Here is a 22,406-nt window from a genome sequence, read left to right as displayed (position 1 = left end):
CCGGGACGGCGATTCGCCGTCGTCTGGAGCAGTTTCGGGGCCGTCCGCGACAGCGTCCTGTCGGTGTTTCCGGATCACCCGGCGGAGGTCGGCGCGATCCTGACCTGACTCAGACGAGGCTCAGCGGGCGGACGCGTTCATGGGGGATGTCGAGATCAGTCAGGCGCAGCTCCCGGACCACCACCTCGGGCAGCGCCCGGACGTCGGCGATCCGGTCGGTACGGAAGCAGCGCAGCTCGTCGCGCAGCCGGCACCAGGCCAGCAGATACCAGTGTCGGGGGTTGCCGAGGTAGCCCAGCGGCTCGACGTCGCGCACCGAGTCGATGCCGGCGCGGTCGGCGTACCGGATGCGCAGCACCCGCCGCGCGGTGACCGCGTCGGCGACGGTGGCCGGGACGGGCGTGGCCGGCCCGTCGCCGATCAGGTGTACCCGGCCGGCGAGGCGGTGCGCTTCGGCGGCGTCGGCGGCCGGCAGCACCGCCACCAGCTTGCGCAGCGCGCTGGCGCCCGGCCCGGCGAACGGGGTCCCGGCGAGCCGGTGCAGCGCGACGGCCATCGCCACCGCCTCGGCCGCGGTCAGGTTGACCGGCGGCAGCGTGCGGCTGCGGTCCAGGATGTAGCCGCCGGTGCGCCCGGGCTCGGCCCAGATCGGCACGCCCGCCTCCTGGAGCGCGCCGATGTCCCGCTCGATGGTCCGGCTGCTCACCTCGAAGTGGGCGGCCAGCCAACGGGCGCTGCGCGGCCGGGGTGACATCGCCCGCAGCTCCTCGACCAGGGCGTAGAGCCGGTCCGTGCGGTTCATGCCCCGCACGCTACGGCCGGGGTACGACGCCCCGCAGCGACCGGTTCAGCGACCGGCCTCAGGCGATGCAGGCGCAGACGATCAGTGCCGCGCCGAAGTGCGTGGCGGCGCTGACCCGGGCGGCCGGGTGCGGCTCGGGCGAGCAGATGACCTCACCGAGCTTGCCGGGGGTGAGCAGGTCGAGCACGAAGAAGGCCAGCGCCATGATGGCCAGCCCGACCAGCCCGAAGACCACGGTGGAGGCCAAGCCCCGGCCGAAGTCGCTGTAGCTGGTCAGGATCGCCGTGAAGACGATTCCGGCGATGCCGAGCTGGTTGGCGGCGAGCAGCAACCCCGCGTTGGCGTTGCGCTCGACCCAGATCAGCTCCCGCAACCGCCCCGGGGTGAGCAGGTCGACAAGCCCGAACCCGGCCGCCATGAGCCCGACGCCCACGACACCGAACACGACGCTCTGCCAGGCACCGCTGAGCAGATCCTCCAGCACCGACTGCCTCCCGACTCTCCGCCCGGAGGGGTACCGGCGCGGTGATCGAGACGATAGCGGCAGCGCGCCACCGCGTCAGCCCCGCGACTACAGCGCCAGGTAACGCTGCCGCTCGTACGGGGTGACCTCGCGGCGGTACTGCTCCCACTCGGCCCGCTTGTTGCGCAGGAAGAAGTCGAAGACGTGCTCGCCGAGCACCTCGGCGACCAGTTCGGATTCGGCCATCACGTCGATCGCCTCGGCCAGGTTCTCCGGGAGAGCCTCGTACCCCATGGCGCGGCGCTCGGCGCTGCTCAGCGACCAGACGTCGTCCTCGGCGCCCGGCGGCAGCTCGTAGCCCTCCTCGATGCCCTTCAGGCCGGCGCCGAGCAGCACCGCGAAGGCGAGGTACGGGTTGGTCGCCGAGTCCAGCGAACGGACCTCCACCCGGGCCGAGTTCGGCTTGCCGTACGCCGGGACGCGGACCAGCGCGGATCGGTTCAGGTGACCCCAGCAGACGTACGCCGGGCTCTCGGTGATCCGGTCCGGCAGGGCCTGCGGGAAGAGCCGCTTGTACGAGTTGACCCACTGGTTGGTGACCGCCGTGTACTCCCGGGCGTGCACCAGCAGGCCGGCGATGAAGGACTTCGCCACCTTGGAGAGCTTCATCGGGTCGCCGCCGTCATGGAAGGCGTTGCGCTCGCCCTCGAACAGCGACAGGTGGGTGTGCATGCCGCTGCCCGGCTGGTCGGTGAACGGCTTCGGCATGAAGCTGGCCTGCACGCCTGTGGAGAGCGCGACCTCCTTCACCACGTGCCGGAAGGTCATGATGTTGTCGGCGGTGGTCAGCGCGTCGGCGTAGCGCAGGTCGATCTCCTGCTGGCCGGGCGCGACCTCGTGGTGGCTGAACTCCACCGAGATGCCGATCCGCTCCAGGGCCAGCACGCCCTGGCGGCGGAAGTCGCGGGCCACCGCGTGGGTGGTGTGCTCGAAGTAGCCGCCGGTGTCCACCGGGGTGGGTACCGAGCCGTCCTGCGGGCCGTTCTCCAGCAGGAAGAACTCGATCTCGGGGTGGGTGTAGAAGGTGAAGCCCTTCTCGGCCGCCTTGGACAGCGCGCGGCGCAGCACGTGCCGCGGGTCGGCCCAGGAGGGGCCGCCGTCGGGCAGCAGGATGTCGCAGAACATCCGGGCGCTCTCGCCGCTGACCCCGCCCTCGAACGGGAAGACCTGGAAGGTGGTCGGGTCGGGCATGGCCACCATGTCCGATTCGAAGACCCGGGCGAAGCCCTCGATGGCCGAGCCGTCGAAGCCGATGCCCTCCTCGAAGGCCGCTTCCAGCTCCGCGGGCGCCACCGAGACACTCTTGAGCGTGCCCAGCACGTCCGTGAACCACAGCCGGACGAACCGGATGTCCCGCTCTTCCAGCGTACGGAGGACGAACTCCTGCTGACGGTCCACTTCCCCAACCCCTCGCGACAACTCTTTTGTCCGCCTTGGTCGGGCTGTACCCGACCTGACCGCCCAGTGTTCCCGGGCCTGGTTACGCAGACGTTACGCGAACCGCCGCCGCCCGTCCCCTCGTGTCCCGCCCGCCGAGCGGTACCGATCGGGTCGGACCCTCGCGCGGTGCCCGAGCGTGGCCGCCATCTCGTCCGACGGTGCGGATTGCTCCGGCCGTGCTGGGGCAAGATGAGGGCATGCCCACCCTGCGTCTCGCCCTGTCCCAGGTCAACCCGAGCGTCGGCGACATTGCCGGCAATGCCGACCTGGTCCGCAGCTGGACCCGCCAGGCCGCCGACGCCGGCGCCCAGCTCGTGCTCTTCCCGGAGATGATGCTTACCGGCTACCCGGTCGAGGATCTGGTCTTCCGACGTTCCTTCGTCGCCGCGTCCCAGGCCGCTGTCCAGCGGCTCGCCGCCGACCTGGCCGAGGACGGTCTCGGTGACCTGCCGGTCGTGGTCGGCTACCTGGACGCCGACGGGCCGCCGCAGGTGAGCGGGGACGCCGAGCCCGGCCGGGGTGCCCGCAACGCCGCCGCGCTGCTGCACCGGGGCGAGGTGGTCGCCCGCTACTTCAAGCACCACCTGCCCAACTACGGCGTCTTCGACGAGGACCGCTACTTCGTCTCCGGCGACCAGCTGACAGTGGCGCGGATCGGCGGGGTGGACGTCGCGCTGACCATCTGCGAGGACCTGTGGCAGGCCGGCGGGCCGTTCGCCGCCGCCCGGCAGGCAGGCGTCGGCCTGGTGGTCAACATCAACGGCTCGCCGTACGAGCTGAACAAGGACGACATCCGGCTGCCGCTGGTGCGCCGCCGGGCCGCCGAGGCGGGCGCCGCCATCGCGTACGTCAACATGATCGGCGGGCAGGACGAGCTGGTCTTCGAGGGCGACTCGATGATCGTCACCTCCGACGGTGAGCTGCTCACCCGCGCCCCGCAGTTCGTCGAGCACCTGCTCGTGCACGACATCGAGCTGCCGGCCGCGACCACGGCCCCGGGCAGCCGCAACGTCGCGGACGGCATGCGGGTGGCGCACCACACGCTGGACGTGATTCCACCCGCGCCGTCCGGCCCGGCCGTCGCCGGTGGGCTGATCGAGCCGGTGGCCGACGAGGCCGAGGTGTGGCACGCGCTGGTGCTGGGCCTGCGCGACTACGTCAACAAGAACCGGTTCGCGTCGGTGGTGCTCGGCCTCTCCGGCGGCATCGACTCGGCGGTGGTGGCCGCCATCGCCGTCGACGCGCTCGGCCCGGACCGGGTGGTCGGGGTGTCGCTGCCCAGCCAGCACTCCTCCGAGCACTCCCGTGAGGACGCCGCCGACCTGGCCAAGCGCACCGGGCTGGACTACCGCGTCGAGCCGATCCAGCCGATGGTGGACGCCTTCCTGGCCAACCTGTCGCTGTCCGGGATCGCCGTGGAGAACCTCCAGGCCCGCGTACGCGGTGTGATCCTGATGGCGCTGTCGAACCAGGAGGGCCACCTGGTGCTCACCACAGGCAACAAGAGCGAGCTAGCGGTCGGCTACTCCACCCTGTACGGCGACTCGGTGGGCGGCTTCAACCCGATCAAGGACGTCTGGAAGACGCTTGTGTGGCGGCTGGCGAAGTGGCGCAACGCGGACGCGGCCCGCCGCGGCGATACCGCCCCGATCCCGGAGAACTCGATCGGCAAGCCGCCGAGCGCCGAGCTGAGCCCGGGCCAGCTCGACAGCGACTCCCTGCCCGACTACGACGTGCTGGATCCGATCCTGATCGGCTACGTCGACGGCGACCTGGGCCGCGACGGGCTTGTCGAGTCGGGCCACGACCCGGCCGTCGTCGACAAGGTGCTGCGGCTGGTGGATACCGCCGAGTACAAGCGACGCCAGTCGGCGCCCGGCGCGAAGATCTCCATGAAGGCGTTCGGCCGCGACCGCCGCCTGCCGATCACCAACCGGTGGCGCGAGAACGGCTGAGGCCCGTACACCCGGGCCGGGTCACCGAACCCGGCCCGGCGCGGCGGTCGTGAGTGACATCTTCCACTGCGCCCTGCCGTCACCCGGTCTTCCGGTGCGACGATCGCGACGGAACCCGGGGACCGCGCAGGCGGCCTCGAGGAAGGAGACAGTCATGACCGAGTCCACTCCGAACGAGGTGACCGCGCTGTACGGCGGACCGGCCACCCGTCGGATCCGTACCCGCGACCTGATCGCCGCCAAGGAACGCGGCGAGCGGTGGCCGATGCTCACCTCGTACGACCAGTACACGGCGGGAATCTTCGACCGGGCCGGCGTGCCGGTGCTGCTTGTCGGCGACTCGGCCGCGAACAACGTGTTCGGCTACGAGACCACCCTGCCGGTCACCACCGACGACCTGCTTCCGCTGGTACGGGCCGTGGTGCGCTCGACCCGGCAGGCCCTCGTCGTCGGTGATCTGCCCTTCGGCTCGTACGAGGAGGGGCCGACCCAGGCGCTGCGCACCGCCGTCCGGTTCATGAAGGAGGGTGGCTGCCACGCGGTGAAGCTGGAGGGTGGCCGCCGCAACGCCGCGCAGATCGCCGCGATCGTCGGGGCCGGCATCCCGGTGATGGCGCATATCGGCTTCACCCCGCAGAGCGAGCACACCCTGGGCGGCTACCGCGTGCAGGGCCGGGGCGACACGGCCGACGAGGTGCTGGCCGACGCGCGGGCGGTGGCCGAGGCGGGCGCGTTCGCGGTGGTGCTGGAGATGGTGCCGGGTGAGGTGGCCAAGCAGATCACCCACGAACTGGCGATCCCCACTGTCGGCATCGGCGCGGGCCCGGACACCGATGCCCAGGTGCTGGTCTGGCAGGACATGGCCGGCCTGCGTACCGGCAGGGCCCCGCGCTTCGTGAAGCGCTACGCCGACCTGGCCGACGTCCTCACCGACGCGACGCGCCGCTTCGCCGAAGAGGTCCGCGGCGGCGAGTTCCCGGCAGCCGAGCACACCTTCTAGCACAGCCAGTCTGATCGACTCGGCTTCGCTGAAATCGGGGTATCCCTGGCACCGGGACACCCCGATTTCAGCGAACCCGAATGGATCACGCCGTTCGTCGGCCCGGGGGCCTCGTCAGAGGTCGGTGACGCGGATGCCCGCGTGCGCCTTGTAGCGCTTGTTGATGGCGATCAGATTCGCGGTGAACGCCTCGATCTGGTGGGCGTTGCGCAGCCGGCCGGCGTAGATGCCGCGCATCCCGGGGATCCGGGCGGCCAGCGCTCCGACGATGTCGACGAGCTCCCGGTCCTCGGTGCAGATCAGCACGTCGAGGTCGATCCGGTCGACCTCGGGGTCGGCCAGCAGCGGGGCGCTGACGTGGTTGAACGCGGCGCAGACGCGGGAGTCGGGCAGCAGCGCGGCGGCCTGCTGGACGGCGCTTCCCTCGGCGACGGTGAGGGCGTACGGGCCCTGCTTGTCGAAGCCCAGGGGGTTGACGCAGTCGACGACTATCGTTCCGGCGAGCGGCTCGGCCAGGGCGGCGACGGTGGCGGCGTGCCCGTCCCACGGCACCGCGATGATCACGACGTCGCTGCGGCGGGCCACCTCGTCGTTGGCCGCGCCGGTGACGCTGACGTCGGCAGGCATCCGGGGCAGCGCGGCGATCTCGGCGGCCGACTCGGCGGCCCGCTCCGCCGAGCGGGACCCGATCAGCACCGTCTGCCCGGCCCGGGCTAGGCGATAGGCGAGGCCACGGCCCTGGTCGCCGGTGCCGCCGATGATGCCGACCGTCAGCCCGGACACGTCGGGCAGGGTGCTCGCGTCGTATGCCATGGGCTCATCCTCGCAAACCGCCCGGTGGGTCAGCAGCGCCGGCCGCTGTGACAATCCCCGCTACGTGCCGGACCGCCGAACCGGCCCGGCCGGAACAGCCGGCTCAGGCCAGCTCGAACAGCACCGTGCGGGCCGCCGGATCGGCGGTGACCAGGCGGACCCGGACCCGTTCGCCGAGCGGCAGCGCACCGAGGCAGCGGCCGCGTACCGGTGGGGCGTCCAGGGCCACCGTTCCGCCGGGCGGGCGGGGCCGGGACTTGCCGTTGGGCGGGGCGTCGACGTCGAGTACCGCCGCGTCGAAGGTCTCCCCCACCCGGTGCTCCAGCAGCACCGCCTCGGTCAGTTCGACGGCGCCGCGGCTGGCGGCCGAGGCGGTCCGGTCGGTGCTGGCCATCACCTCGGGCAGCCGGGGCAGCGCCGCGCGGGCCCAGTCGGGCACCTCCCGGCCCGCGTGCAGGGCCAGGCAGACCTCGGTGGCGTACCTGTCGGCCAGGCGTCGCAACGGCGCCGTGACATGGGCGTACGCGGCGGCCACACCGCCGTGCTCGGGCTGCTCCGGGGCAGTGCCGTCGAAGGCGGTGTACGCGGCGCCGCGCATCAGCTCGGCCGCCTGGTCGACGAACGCGGCGGAACGCGGCTGCGCGGCGTCCAGGCCGGCGATCACCTCACCGGGGCCCACGCCGTCCGGCCAGTGCACGCCCAACGGAGCGGCGGCCGCCCGCAGGCGTTGCACCGCCTCCGGCTTCGGTGCCGGCATCGTGCGCAGCAGGCCCACTCGGCCGGCCAGCATGATGTCGGCGGCGGCCATCCCGGTCAGCAGTGAGATCTGCGCGTTGTGCTCCTCCATCGGTACCGGCCCGCGCAGGACCAGCCGCCAGCCGTCACCGTCGGGCTCCACGTCCTGCTCGGGCAGCGGCAGGTTGATGGCGCCACGGCGCAGGCCCCGGGCGGTCAGTCGGTCGCCGATCTCGGGCAGCAGCGCGATCGGCTCGGGCAACTGGCCGGCCTCGGCCGCCGCCTGCACTCCGGTGTAGTCGAGTTTGGCCCGGCTGCGCACCAGAGCGCGCTCCAGCTCGACGGCCACGGTGCCGCCGTCGGCGTCCAGGTCGATGGTCCACACCACGGCGGCCCGGTCGTCGTCGGGCAGCAGACTTGCCGCGCCCTCGCTGAGCGTCAGCGGGTGCAGCGGCACGTTGCCGTCGGGCAGGTAGACCGTCTCCCCCCTGCGCCAGGTCTCCTCCTCGAGCGCGCCGCCCGGCGTGACGTGCGCGGCGACGTCCGCGATGGCGTACCGCACCCGGTAGCCGCCACCCGGCCGGCGGGCGAGGTGCATCGCCTGGTCCAGGTCACGTGAGCTGGCCGGGTCGAGCGTCACGAACGGGATGTCGGTGCGGTCGACCGAGGGCCGGGGCGGCGCGGCAGCCGCCGCGTCGGCCTCCCGTTGGGCGGCAGCCGGGAAACCCTCGGGCAGGCCGAGTTCGCGGCGCAGCGCGCCGAAGTCGATGCGGGGCGCGAGTACGCGTCGGATGACCACGGGTCAATCCTGACAGCGCCGCCGGTGATCCGCTTCCGGTGACCGGCCGAGATCTCCGTCGCCCGCCGACGAACCGCTCCGCGCCGCGTGCGGACCCGCCATCTCGCACCGCCGTGGCGCTCTGCCGCGCTGGACACGGCAGACCCGTGGAACGAACCGGTGCCGCGCCGAGGCGCCTGCGCTCAGCCGGTCGCCTTTCGGGCGGTGCTGCGCGTACCCCGGGGGGTGGTGGCTCGTGCGGCGACCGGGCGGCCGGGTGACTTGCGGGCGGTCACCTTGCGGGCCGGGGCCTTGGCTGCGGTGGTCTTCTTCGCCGGGGCCTTCTTCGCCGCCGCCTTGCGGGCGGTGATCGCCGAGGTGCCTGTCGCCTTCGCGGCCGGGGCCTTCTTCGCCGGGGCGTTGCGGGCGCCGCCGCTCGGGCGGGTGGAAGCGGTCTTCTTCGCAGCCGCCTTCTTGGCAGGGGCCTTCTTCGCCGCGGTCTTCTTCGCCGGGGCCTTCTTGGCGGCCGTCTTCTTCACGGTGGACGCCTTGGTCGCGACCTTGCGCGCGGGCGCCTTCGCGGCTGCGGTGGTCCGCTTCGCCGCCGACGCCGTGGTCTTCTTCGCGGCGCCTGTCGTCTTCTTGGCGGCGCTTGTCCTCTTCTTCGCCGTACCCGTCGTCCTGCTCGCGGCGGTGGTGCTCTTGCGCGTCGTGGACGCCGGGGTCCGCTTCGCGGCGGTGGTCGTCTTGCGGGTGGCGGTCGAGGTCTTGGCCGGGGCCTTCTTGGCCGCCGCGCTGGTCCTGGTCGTGGTCTTCTTCGCCGCCGCGCTCTTCGCCGCGGCGGTCCTGGTGGGGGCGGCCTTGCTCGCGGTCGTCTTGGTCGCGGCCTTCTTCGCCGGGGCCTTCTTCGCCGCCGTGGTGGTCTTCCTGGCCGGGGCACGGCCCGCGCCGCCGGCTGCCTTCCGCGCCGGCGCCTTCGCGGCACCCGTGGTGGACTTGCGCACGGGGGTGGTCCGGCTGGCCGACGTGTTGCGCTCCGCCGCTGCGGTCTTCTTCGCGGTGGTGCGTCGGGCGGCCGGACGGGTGGTGGCCTGCTGTGCTTCGGCCATCGTGGTTCCTCCTCGGGGACGTGCTCTCGCGTGCGTCCTCGCGGAGCACGAACTACCGCGACGCGGGCCGTCCCGCGCCGTCTACCTGTCCTCCCCGGCCCAACGAGCGTCCTCGGCCTCCCACGCTTCGTTGCGCTCCTGCACCTGCTGCAGGGCGTTCTCCGCGTCGGCCGCCGAGTTGTACGGGCCGAGAACGTGCTTCGCCGGACACACGTTGGCGTCCGTCTCGACCCGGTGGTGCCGGGTGCACCAGTAGAACTGCCCATTACGTCCGCTGTCGTTCATGGGAATCACTGTGCACCGGGAACGGGCGGACCGCCACCGGATCACGCAAGTCGCCGAACCCTCTCCACAGTAGAGACGCTCACCGCACTCCGGGCGAAAACACCGAAAAAAGCGCGGATGGGGCATTGGGCCCCGACGGCGCGAGCCGCCGGGGCGGCCATGGCCGCCCACCGGCGGCCTATGATCGCCCGATGTCGGTACCGGATTACGTCGTGCGGATGCGTAAGCACATCGGTCATGACCTGCTGTGGCTGCCCAGCGTCAGCGCGGTGATCCGCAACGATGCCGGCGAGCTGCTGCTCGGCCAACGCGCCGACGACGGGCGGTGGTCGATCATCAGCGGCTTCGTCGAGTCGGGCGAGCAGCCGGCCGCCGCGCTGCTGCGGGAGGTGCGGGAGGAGACGGGCCTGGACGTGGCGCCCGTCCGGCTGTCCAGTGCCGTCTCGCACCCGCACACCTACCCCAACGGGGACCGGTGCGAAATCCTCAACCTGGGCTTCCTCTGCCGGGTGGTGTCCGGCACCGCCCGGGTCAACGACGACGAGTCGGTGGCCGTGCGGTGGTTTCCGCTGGACCGGCTGCCCGAGTTGACCCCACACGACCTGCTGGTCATCGCCTACGCGCTGCGCGACAACCCGTCGGCCGGCTACCTGCCGCCCGGCACGAACTGGGACGACGTCCCCACCTGAGCCGCGCCCGTCAGGCCGCGACCCGCTCGACGGGGATCCACAGTTCGGCGTCCGCCGTGGTCCCGTCCGCGGACACCCGCACCCGGGAGATCTCCGGTCCGGGTCGGCTGCGGTACGGGTTGGACGGGAACCACTGGGTGAAGACGTCCCGCCACAGGTACTGGACGGCCTGCGGGAACGCGCCGGAGGTGGTGAACACCGCCCATGTTCCGGCCGCCACCGGAAGCGCGTCCAGGTCCTCCGGTGGCGTGACGCCGGTGACCACCCCGTGCCAGTAGTCCAACTCGCTGCCCTCGGCCCGACCGTCGGCGAGGTTGTCGCTGACGTTGACGATCCCGGTCGGCTCCTGATCGGAGAGCGCCTCGATCCGGGCGGTCGTCTCCTGGTCGATGCTCCGGATGAACGCGACGATCGCCGGGTTCATCCCCTCGTGCACCAGCGGGACCCGGGCCTTGCGTCCCACCAGCGCGAACGCGTCCTTGGTGACGATTCGGTACTCCATGCTGCCACTCCCTTCCACTGTGAGTCGGAAGGACATCCGGGGCTGGGCGCGCAGCACTGCCCCCGTACGCCGAGCTTCTCCCGGCCCCACGCCGTGTACGGCGTGGAACGCCCGGGCGAACGCCTCGGCCGATCCGTAGCCGTACCGCACGGCGACGTCGAGCAGTGTCCGCTCACCCGCGAGCACGTCCGCGCCGGCGACGGTGAGCCGACGACGACGGATGTACTCCGACAGTCCGATGCCGGCCAGCGCGGAGAACAGTCGCCGGAAGTGGTACTCCGACGTCAGCGCGATCCGCGCCAGGTCGGCCACCTCGATCTGCTCGTCGAGGTGCCGCTCGATGTGCGCCATGGCCTCGTTGAGCCGCTCCAGCACCCGGGCCTCCTTCCCTCTTACGAGCAGCAACGCTAGGCGGCAGGCCCCGGCCTCCACCCGACTTCCGATGCCCGCAACGGTCGGGTGGGGCTGCAGTAGTTCAGCGCGTCGGCTGCTGCATGATCCAGGTGGGGACGGGCTCGGCCAGGTAGCCCATTTCCTCCCAGCCGGCGCGGCGGTACAGCTCGACGTTGCCCGGGTTGCTGGTCTCCAGGATCGCCGGCAGGCCCTCGGCGGCCGCCTGGGCCAGCCCGGCCCGCATGACGACACGGCCCCAACCGCGCCCGGCGCTGTCCGGGTGGGTGCCCAGGACGCCGAGATACCAGAACGGGTACGTCGGCAGGGCGGCGTGCACGACCTCGTCGTAGCCCCGCACGCGGGCCAGCACGTCGGCGGGGTAGTCGGGGTCGGCGTCCGTCGACGCGTGCCCGGCGTCCGGCGGCTCCCAGACGGCGACGGACGCACCCCCGCCGATCATCCAGATCGACGACCTGTGCACCCGCTTGTCGAACAGGTTGCCAAAGAAGGTGGCGGCGTAACGCGGATAGGTCGCGTCGTCGGGAAACAGGTGCCGCAGGATGGGATCCTTGACGAACGCGGCGACCAGAGTGCCGACCACCGCATCGCGGTCCGTTGGCGTTGCGAGAGTGATCTCAGGCGTTGTCACAGCGGTCGACACTATCGCGGACGGTAGGGCGCTGACTCACCCGAAAGTGAAGGCGTACGCCGCTGCGCCCGGCTCGTCGAACGTGATGTCCAGGGTCCGCTCCCGGACCGCACCCTGTTGGCGGACGAGCTGGTAGAGCCGTCCGTCCTCCAGGACACCGTTGCCGTCGGCGTCGACGTCGACGCCGTGGGACGGCCCGGGAGCCTCGCCGTCGAGCAGCACGCGGAACGGGACCGACCGTCCCACCACAGGGGCCAGCACGAGATGCGCGTCGCGTGCGTGGAAGCGGACGGCGATGCCGCCACCGGCCCCGTCGAGCGCGACGTTCTCCGACCCGATCGTCCACTCCCCCGCCAGGGCCCACTGGTTGAGCGCCAGGCTCCCGGGGAGGTCGTAGGCGCGGCGTTCGTCGAGCGCCGCACCGTTCGACGACGCGAAGTGGTCGCCGCGACTGAACCCGAGGTACGTCTCGGGCGTCCGCAGACTGTCCCAGTCGGCCGCCGCCTCCGGGCCGACCCCGTTGACGGGTACGGGGTCGCGCTCGATGCCGAGCAGGTGCTGAAGGGTGCGCTCGGACTGCTCGTAGCGCCCCTCACCGAAGTGCTCGTCGCGGATGACGCCGTCGGTGTCCGCTACGTACAGCGCAGGCCAGTACTGGTTGGCGAAGGCACTCCAGATCGCGTAGTCGTTGTCGACGGCGACCGGGTAGTCGATCGAGCGGGCCGCGACCGCCCGGCGTACCCAGTCGACCTCGTGCTCGAAGGTGAACTCCGGCGTGTGCACCCCGACGACGACGAGGCCGTCGTCGCGGTAGGCCTGCGACCAGGCGCGGACGTACGGCTCCTGACGCAGCCAGTTGATGCAGGTGAGCGTCCAGAAGTTCACGAGCACGACGCGTCCGCGCAGCTCGGCGGGGTCGAGCGGCTCGGAGTTGAGCCACTCGACCGCACCGTTCAGCGGAGGCAGGTGCACGGCCATCTAGCGCAGTGACCGGAAAGCGGTCCGCAGTTCCTCGGAGAAGATCTTCGGCTGCTCCCAGGCCGCGAAGTGCCCGCCCACGTCGAGCTTGTTGAAGTAGATGAGGTTCGGGTACGCCTGCTCGGCCCAACTCTGCGGCGCCTCGTACAGCTCGTCGGGGAAGACGCTCACGGCGACCGGGACGTTCACGCCCTTGGCGGCGAAGAACGACAGCTTGTTCTCCGCGTACAGCCGGGACGCGGAGATCGCGGTGTTCGTCAACCAGTAGAGCGAGATGTTGTCCAGGATGTCGTCACGGGTGAGGCCCGCCTGGGCGCCGTCGAAGACCTGCGCGATGAGGGCCAGGCTCTTCGCGTCGTGGTCGAGCAGGAAGGACGCCAGCCCGACCGGCGAATCCGCCAGGCCGGTAAGCGTCTGCGGACGCGTCGCCATCATGAGGGCGTACGCGACGTGCTTCCAGACGTAGTTGACCTCCTCGGCGGCACGCATCTCGTCGGCGGACAGACCGGAGGGCAGTGAGCCCATGGCGTTGTTCGCGCCTGTGGTGTCGCCCTGGAACAACAGGTCGATCTCGGTGGGGACAGCGCCGGGCATGTTGGTGTGGATGCCGAGCAGTTCCGGGGGTGCCTGGATGCCCATCTGGTCCACGATGACCGCGCCCCAGTCGCCGCCCTGGGCGACGAATCGCGAGTAGCCGAGACGCTTCATCAACTCGGTCCACGCGGTCGCGATCTTCTGCGGGTTCCAGCCCGCCACCGTCGGCTTGCCCGAGAAACCGTGACCGGGCAGCGACGGGATCACCAGGTGGAAGGCGTCCGAGGCGCTGCCGCCGTGGGCGGTGGGGTCGGTGAGCGGCTCGATGATCTTCAACTGCTCGATCACCGAACCGGGCCACCCGTGGGTGACGATGAGCGGCAGCGCGTCGTCGTGCTTCGAGCGCACGTGGATGAAGTGGATGTCCACCCCGTCGATCGTGGTCATGAACTGCGGTAGCGCGTTCAGCCGCGATTCGACCTTGCGCCAGTCGTACTCCTTCTCCCAATAGCGGGCGACGGCCTGGATCGTCGCGAGGGGCACGCCCTGCGACTGGTCGTCGACGATTTCCTTGTCCGGCCAGCGGGCGGCCGCGATTCGCCCTTTCAGGTCGTCGAGGTCCGCCTGGGGGATTTCCACCGTGAACGGCCGGATCTCCCTGGTGCCGGGACGTGCCTTCGTCTTGACAGCCATGCGTGCTTCCTCTCTGTCGAAAGTTCATGCCTCGCGAGGGGAATCATGGGTGAGGGCACTGCCCGAGCTTGTGCGCCAATTCGGAATGGGCACGCCGCCGCCATATCTCGGAGCGTAGAACGCCACGCCTCGACCTCGTGGCGATACGGCACTGTCCATCCGTCGGCGGAGCCGCTTGATCCTCTCGGCTTCCTTGAAACCGGTCCATCCCGGGGGACACGACACCCCGCCTTCCTTGAAGCCGAGTGGATCAAGCACCGGGCTGCGACGGACTGCGACCTACCCGGTGCGGTAGGTGACAGTCCGCTCGACGGCTTTGCGCTGCCGCGGCGGAGTGCGGCAACATCAGCCGCTGTGACGGCAGCACCAGGCACGGATCCGGAGAACGCCACCCCCGCCGGCAACAGCGGCACGCCCCGGTTGAGTCGCCGGGTCAGGCACTGGCTGGCAGGTGCCGGGATCGCCGCCCTGGCCGCCGTACTCGGGATCACCCTCGCCGTACGCGGAGGCGCCGCCCCGGCCTGCGCCGCTCCGCCCACGGGCAGCTCCGTCCACAAGGGAACAGCGAGTTTCTACGACGCGGGCCGCTCGGGTGGCACCTGCTCCTTCCCGAGCCCACCCGCGGACCGGCTCTACGTGGCACTCGGCTCGTCGCAGTACGCCGGAGCTGCGGCCTGCGGCAGCTACCTGGACGTCAGCGGCCCGAAGGGCACCGTCCGGGTCATGGTCATGGACCAGTGCGGCGGGTGCGGAACCCGCAAGATCGACCTCTCCGACGAGGCGTTCGCCCGGATCGCCGACCGGTCGCAGGGCATCGCCCGTGTGACGTACCGGGCGGTGGTGAACCCGCCGCTCGACGGAGGGCTCACCTTCCGGATGAAGGGCGGCGCGTCGAAGTACTGGTTCGCCGTGCAGGTCGGCAACCACGGCAACCCGCTCCGCACGGTCGAGGCGAAGGGGTCGAGCGGCGGCTTCCGCAAGGCGACCCGCCAGGCGGACAACTACTGGACCATCGAGGACGGGATCGGCGCCGGGCCGTACAGCATCCGGGTCACCGACGTGTACGGACGCCAGGCGATCGCCACCAGCATCCGGATGGTCACGAAGCAGGTGCAGCGCAGCACGGCCACCCTCGCCTCTCCGACGCCGAGCAGTTCCCCGTCGGCCTCGCCGAGCCCCACCATCGCGCCCTCACCGACCCCTGCGGAGTCGACCGCGCCGACGGCGACAGTCGAAGCCCTCGCCGGTGCCGCCGCACTCGACAGCCCTCGCTGCTGAGGAGTTACACGTTGGTGGATGTCCGACGTCGTTCAGCGGGATGAGTCGGCCGGCGCGAGGATGATCCGTCGAGTCTCCTCGAGATGCCGGACAACGCTGTACGTGCCGGTCACGCCCAGTGCCGGGGCTTCGTCGTCCCATTCCAGAGCTGACCAGCAGTCCCCGAACCTCACCACGTATTCCCTGTTCGAAGGGAAGACGTGGGTCACGATCGCGGCGACCACCGAGCCGATCGGAAACCGTGCCTTGATGGCCACCCACCGCTCGTGGCTCAGGTCGACGAGCAGACCTATCGAGCCGGGTCGCGGTATGAGAACCACCCGACCCGTGACGTGGTCACCCACCGGGAAGCGACGGCGGGCCGCAGCGAGCTGATCCGGCTCCACCATCGTCCCTCTCCTACGCTGCCCGTGATTCATGCCGACGATAAGCGAGACCCGCTGCCGGCTTCCTCGGTCCGATCGCCCAGACCGCTAGACGAGTAGGTCCTGACTCAAGACGGGGCTGGGGTTGCGGCGAAGGGCGCTGGTCATCCGCTGTGGCTGCCCGCCGTGTCGATGTGCTGGTGAGCGGTATACCTCAGAGGTATGAATATGACTCTGAGGTATACCGCTCACGACCACGACCGCCCCTACGGAGGTGACCGACGGTCACCGCCAGCCGCCGTCTGCGCCCACTGCCCAGCCAGGGTCAGGAATTACTCGTCAGGGCATTCCCGCGTAACGGAGCGGCAGCGGAGGTCGCGGCCGGCGCCAGACGACGTAGGCCATGATGACGGCGACGGTCAGAATCACCACCGCGATGATGAGGATGTGCCAGGGCGATCGGTCGCCGACCTCGCGCACTCCCAGACAGGGATGGCTCTCGCCGTAGGTGACGCGGATGCGCTCGCCGATGGTCACGGCTCGGTTCGCAGCGACCGACGAGTGAAAGCTCTCCTTAGACACCTCACCACGGGCGGTGCTGAACTGAACCGTCAGGATGGTTCGGGTCCCGCGGCCCTCGACGTCCAGCACCTCGGCCGATGCCTCCGCTCTCCGCTGCTCGTCCGCGATCGACCAGCCGACAAGTGCCACGCCGGTCATCGCGAAGACGAGATAGAACGCCGAGAACGCTCGTAGGAAGGTTCGGCTCGGCCGTCGACGGGTCATGATCGGGACTTTAGAAGAGCGCAGCAACGCGGGATTCTGAGTTGCGTCGGGGCAGGTAGCAGGCTGAGTATCCGCGTGTGGATGCCGTGGTGCAGTGGGTTCGGACGTCGTGGACCAGGCGTTCGCGTGGAGGGATCGAGGCAACTCGGCGTAACGCGGCACCTGTGTCGTTCATCCTCCCGGCACAGGCGGTGCCGCTCACCCATGAGGTCGACATGGCGGAGGCCGATGGTTTCGAGCCTCGCGAGGCCGTCGCGGCACCTGGGCCGTACCGGAGCGAGGCGCGCCTCCGGGTGGTGGACGGTCAGCTTCAGGTCGAACTGGTCGCCGCTTCCTGGGGCGTGCCGCGCCGTCACCGCCGGCCGCCCACAGTACGACTGGTCCGCGGCGAATGGCTGCGCTGGCAGATCAACTATCGCTTCACCGGGATGAATGGTGGCGCCACGCTGTACCGGTTGGACACTCTCAGCCTGGCGCACGGAGCGGTCCCGGCCGACACCTTCCTCGGCGACCCGCCTCGCTTCATCGATGAACGTGCACAGATCTGGTAGCTACCCGCGTGGGCTCGCCGCGCTCATCCTCCCGCGCCACGGCCGTGAGCCTGTGCGCCAAAGAGAGATGGGACACCCTCCGACGCCCGTTGACATACGTTTCGGGCGAGTGACAGCGTTGTCATCGACTCATTTCCTCCATATGAGACGAGGAGCGCATCTTGCTCTATCGGAACTCACCACGCCGCCGCGCGACGGCAGCCGCCGCGGCAGGCATTCTCGTCACCGGGCTGGCACTCGCTCCGTCCGCGCCGGCCCAGGCCAGCCACCACCGAGCGCAGGACGACGCCGTACGGTCGGGCGACGCCCGTTTCGAGGTGCTGTCCCCGACCCTGATCCGCACCGAATACCAGAAGGACGGCAGGTTCACCGACGCCGCCACGTTCAACGCCATCGGGCGCGACGACTTCCCCCGTACGCGTTCCACGAAGCACGTCGAGCACGGCTGGCTCACCATCGACACCGGCGCGATGACGCTGCGGTACAAGGTCGGCTCGGGCGCGTTCACCGCCGACAACCTCACCGTGCGGCTCACGACCGGCAAGCAGATCGTGCAGGGCCAGCCCTGGGCCGGCCACACCGCTCCGGCCTGCGCGTTCGGCGCGCTCTGCGAGGCCGAATCGCTCCAGCTCAACGGTCCCGGCGTGGCCACCGACCACCAGGGATTCACCGGACGCGGCTTCACGGCCGGCTTCGCCTCGTCCGGCGACTCGGTCACGTTCGCGCTCGACGCGCCGGAGGGCGGCACGAAGCAGCTCGCCGTCCGCTACGCCAACAGCACGGGCGGCGACGGCCAGAACGTGGCCCGCACCCTGACGGTCCAGGTCGACGGCGACGCCGGCCACACGCTGACGCTGCCGCCCACCGCGAACTGGGACACCTGGGGCCTGGCCACCGTGCCTGTCGACCTCACCGCCGGGAAGCACGAGATCAGCGTGGTACGGGGTCCCAACGACTCCGGCAACGTGAACGTCGACAGCCTCGCGGTGGTCAACCCTGGTGATCCGTTCCCGGCGCCGACCCCGCCCCAGCCGCAGCCCCTGCGGTTCGGCACGCTGGCGGAGGCCGAGACCGGCGCGCTGACCGGCGGCGCGAGGCCCGCGAACGACCACAACGGCGCATCCGGTACGGGATTCCTGGCCGGCCTGGAGAGCACCAGCTCCGCCGACGCGCTCACCGTGACGGATGTCCCGTCAGCGGGTGAGTACCAGGTGCAGATCCGCTACGCCAACGGCCAGGCCGGCGCCCAGCCGAGCCAGGCGCGCACCATGTCCGTCACTGCGGGAACGGTGGCGCCGGTCACGGCGACCCTCCCGCCGACCAGCGGATGGGACTACTGGAACACCGTTTCCGTTCCGGTCCACCTCGACCGCGGCACCAACACCGTGACGCTGGGCTGCCCCACCGACGCCAGTTGCAACGTCAACGTCGACACGGTCGCCGTCACGAGCACTGGCTCCCCGCTGCTCGCCCCGCACGCGCCGCTCGGCGGCTACCGCCGGGGCCTGGACGGCGTGACCGGTTCCGCGCTCACCGCTCCGGGCCTGCTCTATCAGGACGGCTGGTACCTGCTCGACGACTCGGCCTCGGCCCTGAGCACCACCAAGCCCCGGCCGGCTCCCGAGCAGGACGGCTACGTCCTCGCGTACGGGCAGGACTTCACCCGTGCCCTGAAGGACCTGGCGACCCTGACCGGGCCGACGAAGCTGCTGCCGAAGTGGGCGTACGGGGTGTGGTACTCCGAGTACTACGACCGCACCGCCACCGAGTTCCAGGACCTGGTGTCCCGGGCCAAGGCGGAGGGCGTACCCATGGATGTTCTTGTCCTCGACACCGACATCAAGGCGCCGGACAAGTGGAACGGCTGGAGCATCGACCCCACCCGGATCCCCGACCCCAAGGCGTTCTTCGACTGGGCGAGGAAGCAGGGCCTGCACACAGGCATCAACATCCACCCGAGCATCCTCGGCTCGGACCCGAAGTTCGCGCAGGCGCAGGCCACCGCGAAGGGCAAGCTCCAGCGCGTCGGCTGCAACGGCGGTGCCGACTGCTACGCGTTCGACTTCGGCGACCCGGACCAGCTCAAGGCGTACCTGCAGCTGCACGATGGGATGATCCCGAAGGGCAGCAAGGGCCCCGACTTCTGGTGGCTGGACTGGTGCTGCGACAACACGAAGTCCTCGCTCGACGGGGTGACCGCCGACGCGTGGATCAACAAGCAGTACGCCGACAAGACCGGCTTCGCCTTCTCCCGGGCGTACGGCTCGTTGCAGGCCGGCGGCTACGGCAGCCCGACGCCGGTGGTGACCGGCCCGTGGGCCGACAAGCGCACCACGCTGCACTTCACCGGCGACACCACCTCCGACTGGTCGACCCTGCAGATGGAGGTCGGCTACACGCCTGGCGAGTCGGCCGCGACCGGGCTGGCCGCGGTCAGCCACGACATCGGCGGGCACACCGGCGGCCTCCAGGAGCCGGGCACCGAGCCGGGCAGCACCAAACTGCCCGACGACCTGTACGCCCGCTGGGTGCAGTTCGGCACGTTCCAGCCGATCGACCGGCTGCACTCCAACCACAGCGACAGGCTGCCCTGGCAGTACGGCCCGGCGGCGAACGCGTCGGCCAAGAAGTTCCTGAACCTGCGGGAGAAGCTGCTGCCGTACACCTACGCCGCCGCCAAGGAGGCCACCCGCACGGGTACGCCAATCGTCCGCTCGATGTACCTGGCGTACCCGAATGAGCAGGCCGCGTACGCCACCGCCGGTTCCCAGTACCTCTACGGCCCGGACTACCTGGTCGCGCCGGTGACGACGCCGGGCACCACCGCCACGACGTCGGTGTGGTTCCCGCCGGGCAACAGCTGGACGGACATCTTCACCGGGAAGACGTACCGGGGCGGCACCACGCAGAACATCACCACCACGCTTGACACCATGCCGGTGTTCAAGAAGCACTAAAGCCTCTTTGCAGGGATCAAGATGCCGGCCGGGTGGGGTAACCCACCCGGCCGGCGGCGCGGGAGGCGGTGGTGTCAGCCGAAGAGGGCGGCGGAGATGTCGGCGTAGAAGAGGGCCGGGTCGCGGGAGAGCGAGGCCTTGACGTTGGCGGTAGGACTGTCGGCGATTACTTCGAGCTTGCCCGCCTCCAGGCCGTCCAGGGCGATGGCGACCACCTCGCGGGGCGGGAGTTTAGGGATGTCGTAGGCGGCCATCATGTCGGTGTCGGCTATCGCCAGGGCGAGGGCGGTAACCTGGGTTTTCTGGTCGGCCAACTCAAGTCTGATGCCATTGGTGAGAGACCATTCGGCGGCTTTGGAGGCGGCGTAGCCATTGCTGGCAGGGGCGAAGGCGTACCAGCTCAGCGCTGAGATGACGTTGAGAATGGCACCCCCGCCGAGCCTGGGAGCGAAGGCGCGGGTGACGTTGAGGGTGCCCCAGAAGTTGGTGTCGAACTCGCGACGGATGTTTTCCGTGGAGGGGCCGAGCAGGGGTGCGTTCGTCGAGATGCCGGCGTTGTTGATGAGGATGTCAAGGTCGCCCACCTCGGCTGCGGCGGCCTCGATGGACGTCGGGTCGGTGATGTCCAGGTGGAGGGGGACCACGCCGGGGATGTCGATGCTCTCAGGCCGGCGGGCGGTGGCGTAGACGGTGGTGGCACCGCGGGCGAGGAGCCCCTCGGCGAAGGCCTTGCCGAGTCCACGGTTGGCACCTGTTACGAGGGCTTTCGTACCGTTGATCTGCATGCCCCCACGCTAAAACCTCACGTTAACGTCAGGGGCAAACATTTGCGAGGTGGGTCACTGTGCGGATCGGGACGCGGGCCCCTCGGTGATCGGCGATCGCGCGAGCACCGATCCGCGTACGCCGAGCACGGTGCGGCAGACCACGGACGACTGCCGGCAGGACCGCCGGCATGATGACTCCTGCCGGGCGTCCTGCCTGTCTCCCGGCAGCGGACGTTGCTTGACTCAGCGGCATGACATCAATACGGAAAGCGATCGCCAGTACGGTGATCGTCGGGGCACTGGTCGGCGCGACAGCGCTCACCGGTCCCACCTCCGCGTACGCGGAGTCCGGCCAACCGGGGGCCGCCGGGGCCGCCAAGTCCCTCCTCGACATCATCCCGGCACGGACCCTGGACCAGATGGTCGCCCAGGCCCCACTGGTCGACGTGGCCAATGTCATCCGCACCGCGGTGGAACGCGCGCCGGCACGCGGCTATGCCGGTATCGGCCTGGTCGACGACCACGTCACCCTGTGGTGGAAGGGTGCGCCGCCCGCCGACATCGCCGCAGTCGTCACCGCCGCCCGCCGCACCGCGCCGGTCGAGGTGGCCAACGCCACCTACTCCCGCGCCGAACTGCGCAAGGCCGCCGCCAGACTCACCCCGGTGGTGGAAGCCGACCCGGCGGACGCCAGCCACTCGGTCAGGCTGCGCACGGATGGTACCGGCATCGAGATCGCCGTTGACCACACCCCGGCCAAGCTGCCGAAGCTACCGGTCACCGGCGTCCGTACCAGCTTCGTCGAACGCGACCGCATGGTCGCACGGTCACGGGCCAACGACTCCGCGCCGTTCGACGGCGGGGCGGGCATCGGGTTCACCACGCCCGGGTGTACCGCAGGCTTCGGCGTCCGCAACGCGGACACCAACGCCGGTTACATCCTGACCGCCGAACACTGCGGAGCCGTCGGCTCGCCCTGGCACGTCGGCTGGAACAAGACCACCGGCACCGGCACCCTGGTCGGCTACGCGGTCGCCAGCAATGACAACCACGACACGATGATCATCTCAACGCCGACACCCGGCGGCCACCTCTACGTCGGCGGTCAGCAGGACGAGGTCCGAACCCAGGTGATCGGCTGGACCGAGGTCTTCCCCGGCCAACTGCTGTGCCAGTCCGGGTACACCTCCGCGGGTGCGATCGGCGGTCCGGTCTGCAACCTGCGGGTCGACTACCACTACGACGACATCGAGGACCTCGTCGAGGCCACCCAGCTCGACGGCCAGGAGTCCGCACGGGGCGGCGACAGCGGCGGCCCGGTCTACGCCGTCAACGCCAACGGCACCGTGCTCGCCGCCGGCACCACCACCCGATCGGCCGGTCGGGGCTTCGGGTTCCAGGACTTCGCCACCGCCCGCGACGACTACGGCAACCTCGTACCGGCGACGAAGATCGCCAGTACCTGCCGGGTCTCCTTCGTCGTCACCAACTCGTGGGTCACCGGCTACAGCGCCAGCGTCACCGTCTACAACGACGGCCCGGCCGCCAACGGCTGGTCGGTGGGCTTCACCTTCCCGGGTGGACAACTCGTCCAGGGCCACTGGAACGGCGTCTTCCAGCAGGCCGGCTCGGCGGTGACCGTCACCAACGAGAACTACAACGCCACCATCCCGACCGGCGGCGCCGTCAACTTCGGCTTCACCGCGAGCGGCCCCCCCGCCACCTCGGCACCGTTCACCCTCAACGGCACCACCTGCAACTGACCCCTGTCCCTGCAACACCGGGCCCCGCCGCATCCTCGGCGGGGCCCGGTGTGTGCCTGGG

21 protein-coding genes are annotated in these 22,406 nt (G+C 70.5%); 7 read left to right on the top strand and 14 right to left on the bottom strand.

Going from position 1 to position 22,406, the window contains the following annotated elements; genetic code table 11:
• Positions 1-109: 109 nt before the first annotated feature.
• The 3 genes from ACLQ26_RS01885 to glnA form a co-directional block, all read right to left on the bottom strand.
• A complete protein-coding gene (locus tag ACLQ26_RS01885; RefSeq protein WP_425742809.1) occupies positions 110-802 on the bottom strand; it encodes a helix-turn-helix transcriptional regulator in 693 nt (230 codons plus the stop codon).
• Positions 803-860: 58 nt separating this feature from the next.
• The gene (locus ACLQ26_RS01880) at positions 861-1,286 is read right to left on the bottom strand and encodes a DUF350 domain-containing protein (protein ID WP_007463315.1); all 426 of its coding nucleotides are present in this window, start codon (positions 1,284-1,286) and stop codon (positions 861-863) included.
• A gap of 87 nt (positions 1,287-1,373) precedes the next feature.
• The gene (gene glnA, locus ACLQ26_RS01875; RefSeq protein WP_007463316.1) at positions 1,374-2,723 is read right to left on the bottom strand and encodes a type I glutamate--ammonia ligase; all 1,350 of its coding nucleotides are present in this window, start codon (positions 2,721-2,723) and stop codon (positions 1,374-1,376) included.
• Positions 2,724-2,962: 239 nt separating this feature from the next.
• Here glnA and ACLQ26_RS01870 point away from each other — a divergent pair, with 239 nt between their 5' ends.
• Both ACLQ26_RS01870 and panB read left to right on the top strand, forming a co-directional pair.
• Complete coding sequence (locus ACLQ26_RS01870) at positions 2,963-4,720, top strand: NAD+ synthase (RefSeq protein WP_425742808.1); 1,758 nt, start codon at positions 2,963-2,965, stop codon at positions 4,718-4,720.
• A 154-nt stretch (positions 4,721-4,874) separates the two neighbouring features.
• A complete protein-coding gene (panB, locus tag ACLQ26_RS01865; RefSeq protein WP_425742807.1) occupies positions 4,875-5,720 on the top strand; it encodes a 3-methyl-2-oxobutanoate hydroxymethyltransferase in 846 nt (281 codons plus the stop codon).
• 114 nt (positions 5,721-5,834) lie between these two features.
• On the opposite strand, the gene npdG is transcribed toward panB, so the two are convergent.
• The 4 genes from npdG to ACLQ26_RS01845 all read right to left on the bottom strand — a co-directional run bounded on the left by npdG (position 5,835) and on the right by ACLQ26_RS01845 (position 9,440).
• Positions 5,835-6,533, bottom strand: a complete 699-nt coding sequence (npdG, locus tag ACLQ26_RS01860) for an NADPH-dependent F420 reductase (RefSeq protein WP_363683231.1) — start codon at positions 6,531-6,533, stop codon at positions 5,835-5,837.
• 103 nt (positions 6,534-6,636) lie between these two features.
• Positions 6,637-8,067, bottom strand: a complete 1,431-nt coding sequence (locus tag ACLQ26_RS01855; RefSeq protein WP_425742806.1) for an RNB domain-containing ribonuclease — start codon at positions 8,065-8,067, stop codon at positions 6,637-6,639.
• Positions 8,068-8,249: 182 nt separating this feature from the next.
• Positions 8,250-9,155 carry a histone gene (locus ACLQ26_RS01850; protein ID WP_425742805.1) on the bottom strand — a complete coding sequence of 302 codons (906 nt, stop codon included), beginning with the start codon at positions 9,153-9,155 and terminating at the stop codon, positions 8,250-8,252.
• Between the two features lie 81 nt (positions 9,156-9,236).
• Entirely contained in the window at positions 9,237-9,440 is a 204-nt protein-coding gene (locus ACLQ26_RS01845; RefSeq protein ID WP_425742804.1) for a hypothetical protein, read from the bottom strand.
• Between the two features lie 191 nt (positions 9,441-9,631).
• On the opposite strand from ACLQ26_RS01845, the gene ACLQ26_RS01840 reads away from it, so the two are divergent.
• Positions 9,632-10,129: an NUDIX hydrolase gene (locus tag ACLQ26_RS01840; protein WP_425742803.1), complete on the top strand. Its 498-nt coding sequence runs from the start codon at positions 9,632-9,634 to the stop codon at positions 10,127-10,129.
• A 10-nt stretch (positions 10,130-10,139) separates the two neighbouring features.
• On the opposite strand, the gene ACLQ26_RS01835 is transcribed toward ACLQ26_RS01840, so the two are convergent.
• The 4 genes from ACLQ26_RS01835 to ACLQ26_RS01820 form a co-directional block, all read right to left on the bottom strand.
• Positions 10,140-11,006: an AraC family transcriptional regulator gene (locus tag ACLQ26_RS01835; RefSeq protein ID WP_425742802.1), complete on the bottom strand. Its 867-nt coding sequence runs from the start codon at positions 11,004-11,006 to the stop codon at positions 10,140-10,142.
• A gap of 100 nt (positions 11,007-11,106) precedes the next feature.
• The gene (locus ACLQ26_RS01830; protein WP_425742801.1) at positions 11,107-11,673 is read right to left on the bottom strand and encodes a GNAT family N-acetyltransferase; all 567 of its coding nucleotides are present in this window, start codon (positions 11,671-11,673) and stop codon (positions 11,107-11,109) included.
• A 36-nt stretch (positions 11,674-11,709) separates the two neighbouring features.
• Positions 11,710-12,651 (bottom strand): redoxin family protein, encoded by a 942-nt coding sequence (locus ACLQ26_RS01825; protein WP_425742800.1) that lies wholly within the window; start codon positions 12,649-12,651, stop codon positions 11,710-11,712.
• Positions 12,652-13,878 carry an epoxide hydrolase family protein gene (locus tag ACLQ26_RS01820; RefSeq protein ID WP_425742799.1) on the bottom strand — a complete coding sequence of 409 codons (1,227 nt, stop codon included), beginning with the start codon at positions 13,876-13,878 and terminating at the stop codon, positions 12,652-12,654.
• 354 nt (positions 13,879-14,232) lie between these two features.
• Between ACLQ26_RS01820 and ACLQ26_RS01815 the strand changes: the two genes are divergently transcribed.
• Positions 14,233-15,156 carry an expansin EXLX1 family cellulose-binding protein gene (locus tag ACLQ26_RS01815; RefSeq protein ID WP_425742798.1) on the top strand — a complete coding sequence of 308 codons (924 nt, stop codon included), beginning with the start codon at positions 14,233-14,235 and terminating at the stop codon, positions 15,154-15,156.
• A gap of 32 nt (positions 15,157-15,188) precedes the next feature.
• Here the strand turns inward: ACLQ26_RS01815 and ACLQ26_RS01810 are convergent, their stop codons facing one another.
• On the bottom strand, positions 15,189-15,545 hold the full coding sequence (locus ACLQ26_RS01810) for a hypothetical protein (protein ID WP_425742797.1): 357 nt from the start codon (positions 15,543-15,545) through the stop codon (positions 15,189-15,191).
• A 315-nt stretch (positions 15,546-15,860) separates the two neighbouring features.
• Entirely contained in the window at positions 15,861-16,241 is a 381-nt protein-coding gene (locus tag ACLQ26_RS01805; RefSeq protein WP_425742796.1) for a hypothetical protein, read from the bottom strand.
• A gap of 230 nt (positions 16,242-16,471) precedes the next feature.
• On the opposite strand from ACLQ26_RS01805, the gene ACLQ26_RS01800 reads away from it, so the two are divergent.
• Together ACLQ26_RS01800 and ACLQ26_RS01795 are read left to right on the top strand one after the other, a co-directional pair.
• Entirely contained in the window at positions 16,472-16,858 is a 387-nt protein-coding gene (locus ACLQ26_RS01800) for a hypothetical protein (protein WP_425742795.1), read from the top strand.
• A gap of 161 nt (positions 16,859-17,019) precedes the next feature.
• Positions 17,020-19,815: a TIM-barrel domain-containing protein gene (locus tag ACLQ26_RS01795; RefSeq protein ID WP_425742794.1), complete on the top strand. Its 2,796-nt coding sequence runs from the start codon at positions 17,020-17,022 to the stop codon at positions 19,813-19,815.
• A 74-nt stretch (positions 19,816-19,889) separates the two neighbouring features.
• On the opposite strand, the gene ACLQ26_RS01790 is transcribed toward ACLQ26_RS01795, so the two are convergent.
• Positions 19,890-20,600 (bottom strand): SDR family oxidoreductase, encoded by a 711-nt coding sequence (locus tag ACLQ26_RS01790; RefSeq protein ID WP_425742793.1) that lies wholly within the window; start codon positions 20,598-20,600, stop codon positions 19,890-19,892.
• A gap of 233 nt (positions 20,601-20,833) precedes the next feature.
• Between ACLQ26_RS01790 and ACLQ26_RS01785 the strand changes: the two genes are divergently transcribed.
• On the top strand, positions 20,834-22,345 hold the full coding sequence (locus ACLQ26_RS01785; protein ID WP_425742792.1) for a cellulose binding domain-containing protein: 1,512 nt from the start codon (positions 20,834-20,836) through the stop codon (positions 22,343-22,345).
• Positions 22,346-22,406 lie beyond the last annotated feature (61 nt).

Source organism: Micromonospora sp. DT43, from assembly GCF_049841645.1.
GTDB lineage: Bacteria > Actinomycetota > Actinomycetes > Mycobacteriales > Micromonosporaceae > Micromonospora.
This window is presented reverse-complemented; position numbering and strand designations above follow the sequence as displayed.